Origin of the sequence: Microbacterium sp. UBA1097 (assembly GCF_002313585.1) — a bacterium.
In the GTDB taxonomy this organism is placed as follows: Bacteria; Actinomycetota; Actinomycetes; order Actinomycetales; family Microbacteriaceae; genus Microbacterium.
In genome coordinates this window covers 1-4,150 of sequence record NZ_DCBW01000009.1, presented here as the reverse complement: position 1 = coordinate 4,150, position 4,150 = coordinate 1, and the positions used below count along the sequence as shown (strand labels likewise).

The following is a 4,150-nucleotide window of genomic DNA, read 5'->3' as shown; positions in this document are numbered from 1 at the left end:
GTCGGGTTGCTGCGGGCGAGGGAGTGGCGGGACGGTCTCCAGTCCCCAGTCTCCAGCTTCGGCCGGTCGGTCTCACCGCGGTCTATCTTGCTGCGGCGGCCGCTGCTGGCCGGGTGCCCTGGGCCTTCTCGAGGTAGAAGGCCGACATCAGGCTGTTCAGATGCGTCAGCAGCTTTCGCATCACAGCCACCAACGCGACCTTCTTGAGCTTCCCTCGGTGGAGCAGGCGGAGGTAGTATTCGCGGATGTGGGGGTTGTGCCTGGTCGCGGACAGTGCCGCCATGTACAGCACTTTCCGCACATCGGACCGGCCACCTTTGATCGCTCGCGGGTTGCTTTTGCGCCCCGAATCGCTGTTCATCGGCGCGACCCCGACGAGTGCTGCGATTTGAGCACGACCGAGCGTGCCGAGCTCTGGCAGGCGGCACGCTAGCGTCGTGGCAGTCACGGTACCGACGCCCTTGACGTCCTCGAGAGTGTCGACCACCTCTTTGAGGTCCTCGGTCTTCTTGACCAGGGCATCGATCTCGGCCTCTACGGCTTGCTTCTCCTTCTTCATCCAGGCGATGTGGCGCCGGATGGTCTCCTGGACGAAGCCAGGCTCGGCCTGCTTCTCCCTTCGCCGCTCGTCGTCGATCATACGGACCATCTGACCTCGGCGACGAACGAGGTCGCGAAGCTCTTCGACGTGCTCGGGCGGGGCCTCCCACAGCGGGGTCTTGAGACCGATGAGGCCCATCTGTGCGAGCAGCTCCGCATCGATGGTGTCCGTCTTGGCCCGCTGAAGACTCATGCGGGCGAAGTGCTTGAACTGGGTAGGCTGAATGCGAATGATCGGGTGCCCCGCGTTGAATACGGACCGAAGCACCAGTCGTTCGTACCCTCCGGTCGCTTCGACGACGACGCGCTCGATAGGCTGGCCATCCAGGGCTCGCAGGAGCTGCCTCATTCCGGCTTCGGAGTTCTCGATGGTCCGCTTGACGTCCCCGTTGGAGAAGGCGACATCGACCTTGTCCTTCGACACGTCGAGGCCGACTCCGATCCGCATTGCCATGACTTGTCAACGATCACCGAAACCCGCGCCTAATCGGTGAAATCCGCGCCCCCGCACACCGGTGAAACTCGCACGCCCAGCCGCCGGTGAAACCCGCGAACACCAACGGTGAAAGCCGCACGCTGTGCTCGTCGGTGCACAGCGCGCGGCCGGTCGCTGGTGAATCGCGCGGTCACCGGCGGTGAACGCGCCTGGCGCGGCTACCCGCTCGCCTCCCGCGCCTCCTTGCGGGCTGCGCTTTGTTCCTTGCTTTCCTTCAAGCGATACGACTTGCCCGCGACCACCACGATCTCCGCCCGGTGCACCAAGCGGTCGACCAGCGTGACCACGCACGCCGCGTTCGGGAAGGTCTCGTTCCACTCCGCGAACGGCTTGTTGGTCGTGATGATGATCGGCTTGTTGACGGCGTACCGACGGCTCACGACCTCGAACAGCAGGTCGGCGTGGCGCGTGCCGTACGACAGGTAGCCGACCTCGTCGACGATCAGAACGCGCGGCCGACACAGACGGCGCAGTCGGCGCTCCAGGGCGGTCGCGCTGTCCTCGGCGGCGAGCTGGTTCAGCATCTCGCTGGCGGTGGTGAAGCGCACGGTGTGTCCGGCGACCACGCAGGCCTGGCCGAGGTTCTTCGCCAACATGGTCTTGCCGACGCCGTTCGGTCCGACCAGCACGACGTTCAGGCCCTGACCGACGAAGGCCAGCGTGAACAGCTCGTCGACCAGCTTGCGATCCAGCCGCTCCGGCCACTCCCAGTCGTAGTCGGCGATCGGCTTGAAGCGACCCAGGCGAGCCATCTTTCGGCGACGTTCCAGACCTCGACGCTGGCGGTCCTGCTCCTCCTGGTCCAGCAGCCACGGCAACCACTCGGCGTCGGCGATGGCGTCGTACTGCTCGGCGAGGCCGTGGAGACCAAGCTCCTCCAGGCGCGTGCGATGCGACATCACGACACCTCCAGGTCGTAGCCATCGAGGGCGTGCGGGGTCACGTGCAGGTCGCGCACTCGGGCATCATCGGGCAGTCGCACGGCGATCGGCGGTGCCTGCTCGGCATCCTGGGCGCGTTGGTCGAGGATCTGGCGAACGGCGGCGACGTGCAGGGTGTCGGCCTCGATGGCCGCGATGATGGCGCTCTCGACCGCCTCCGCGCCCCAGCTGTCCAGCAGGCGAAGCAGGGCCGCGACGGCGCTCCCCAGGTTGTGACCGCGTCGGGCGGCTCCTTCCAACAACGTCGGGCTCGACGGCGCTGCGTGCTGAAGTCGGGTCATGCCGCTGGCCTGGTGCGCCGCCTGCTTCTGCGCGCGGAGCGCCTCGAGGTGCGCCGGCTCCTCGATCTGCGCGCCCTTGTCGAAGCTGCGGGGGTGATCCGCGACGACCTCGGCGCCGTCCAGCACCCGCACCCGCTCGCTGGTCGCGCGGATCTCCAGGCTGCGTCGCACATGCACGTGGGGCACGCTGTAGTCGTTGCGATCGAAGCGGGCGTAGGGCGTCTTTCCGATCGAGACCTGCACGACGTCCTCGGCCGGGAAGACATCGTCGGGCGGCGGCAGCAGCTTCTCGCGCTCGCACCCCCAGGCGTCGAACACGTACAGCTCGGGCTCGTCGGGGTGCTTGCGGGCGCCGGCGACGTTGCGGCACCAGGCCGCGACCTGCGTGTTGAGGTCGTTCAGATCGGCCCACTCTCGTGCGGGCCAGAACGAGGTGCGCAGGTAGCGGATGAGGCGCTCGACGCGGCCCTTCTCGTTGCCGCGGGCGACCGCGACGGGCCGAGGCTCGAAGCGGTAGTGCGCAGCGAGCTCGAGCAGGTTGTCGTTGAAGCGGATGGCGTCGCCGTGACGCTCCAGCACGGCGGACTTGAGGTTGTCGTACAGCACGACGCGGGGCTGGCCGCCAAGGGCCTCGAAGGCGCGGACGTGGCCCTCCAGGAAGCTGCCCATGCGCTGGTCGTAGAAGAAGCGCACGAAGGGCATGCGCGACCACGACAGCACCATCACGAAGGCGCTGACGCGCCGTGTGGCGCGCCCGACGACGCGTGTCCCGAAGGAGCCCCAGTCGACCTGGGCCTCCTCGCCAGGCAGCGTCGTGAGCCGCTGGAAGGCCTCGGCGGGCTTCCGTGGGCGCAGCGTTGCGATGATGCGTCGGAAGTGGCTCTGGCTGCCTGCGTAGCCGCGCTCGGCGACCATGGCGTGCAGGCGGCTTGCTGGCAGCGTCGGGTAGGCCTCCAGCGTCTCGTGGATGAAGGGCAGGAAGGGGTCGACGATCGAGGCGCGGGGATCGGGCTCTCGGGGCACGCCCTGGCTGTGCAGGACGCGCTTGACCGTGGTGTGGTGCACCTTGAGCTGCCGGGCGATCGTGCCGATCGACCACTTCTCGACGAGGTGGAGGCGCACGATGCGCTCCTCGAGGTGCTTGGGGATCATGCGGCCCCCGGTTCAGGGGCGTCGCAGCGGCCCGCGACGGGCGAACGGCGGCAACGGGTCGCCACAGCGGCAACAGCGTCGAAGCCTGGGTGAAACGTCAGGTCTGGGTCCATCGGTTCGTCCTCCGGCGCTGGTCGTCATGACCAGGCGCACGCGGGAGGCTGCCGCCAGTACCGAGGGCGAGGAACCCTGTTGCGTCATCTTCGCTTCACGGCGTTCCAGATAGCGCTGCTGACGGGCCGCGTGGTTGGCCCGACCGGCCTCGGACTGCTGGTACCGCCGCGCGCAGCGCCGAAGCGTGTCTCGGCGGGCAGCGTCGGCGCACCGCGCACCGCAGTAGATCTGACCACGATCACACCGCCGACAAACGCCGGATAGACGCCGACAACGGCGGCATGAGAACTGCCGATAGCTCTGCTGCACTGGCCCGGTTGGCCACGACAGGTGAGATCCCGCCGTGAACGCCGTCTTGCTGTGAGGTGGCGGGGTTCACCGAGGGCTCGGAGGTGCAACTCCGGGCCCTCACCCCGTTGGGGCTTACGACGCCGACTCTAGCTGACGCGGATCGACACGGGGGCCGGTCCTCGGTCGCCAAGGCTCCCTGCGGGCCGGCCGGGGAGCGAGCGCGCACGGCTGCGCTGTTCACCGGTGAGGTGCGGGTTCTGGGGGTCGTTCACACC

General features: G+C 68.0%; 3 protein-coding genes. All 3 read right to left on the bottom strand.

The genetic code is table 11. The annotated features are described in order from the left end of the window. Positions 1–82 precede the first annotated feature (82 nt). The 3 genes from B4F19_RS02390 to istA all read right to left on the bottom strand — a co-directional run bounded on the left by B4F19_RS02390 (position 83) and on the right by istA (position 3,470). Positions 83–1,054: an IS110 family transposase gene (locus tag B4F19_RS02390; protein ID WP_292732659.1), complete on the bottom strand. Its 972-nt coding sequence runs from the start codon at positions 1,052–1,054 to the stop codon at positions 83–85. A 200-nt stretch (positions 1,055–1,254) separates the two neighbouring features. Then, on the bottom strand, positions 1,255–1,995 hold the full coding sequence (gene istB, locus B4F19_RS02385; protein ID WP_292732657.1) for an IS21-like element helper ATPase IstB: 741 nt from the start codon (positions 1,993–1,995) through the stop codon (positions 1,255–1,257). Continuing rightward, positions 1,995–3,470 carry an IS21 family transposase gene (gene istA / locus B4F19_RS02380; RefSeq protein WP_292732655.1) on the bottom strand — a complete coding sequence of 492 codons (1,476 nt, stop codon included), beginning with the start codon at positions 3,468–3,470 and terminating at the stop codon, positions 1,995–1,997. The genes istB and istA overlap by 1 nt, the downstream gene beginning before the upstream one ends. Between the last annotated feature and the right edge of the window lie 680 nt (positions 3,471–4,150).

Coding starts and splice junctions, on each gene's coding strand:
- B4F19_RS02390 (WP_292732659.1), bottom strand. CDS start 1,054: ATGGCAATGCGGATCGGAGTCGGCCTCGACGTGTCGAAGGACAAGGTC.
- istB (WP_292732657.1), bottom strand. CDS start 1,995: ATGTCGCATCGCACGCGCCTGGAGGAGCTTGGTCTCCACGGCCTCGCC.
- istA (WP_292732655.1), bottom strand. CDS start 3,470: ATGATCCCCAAGCACCTCGAGGAGCGCATCGTGCGCCTCCACCTCGTC.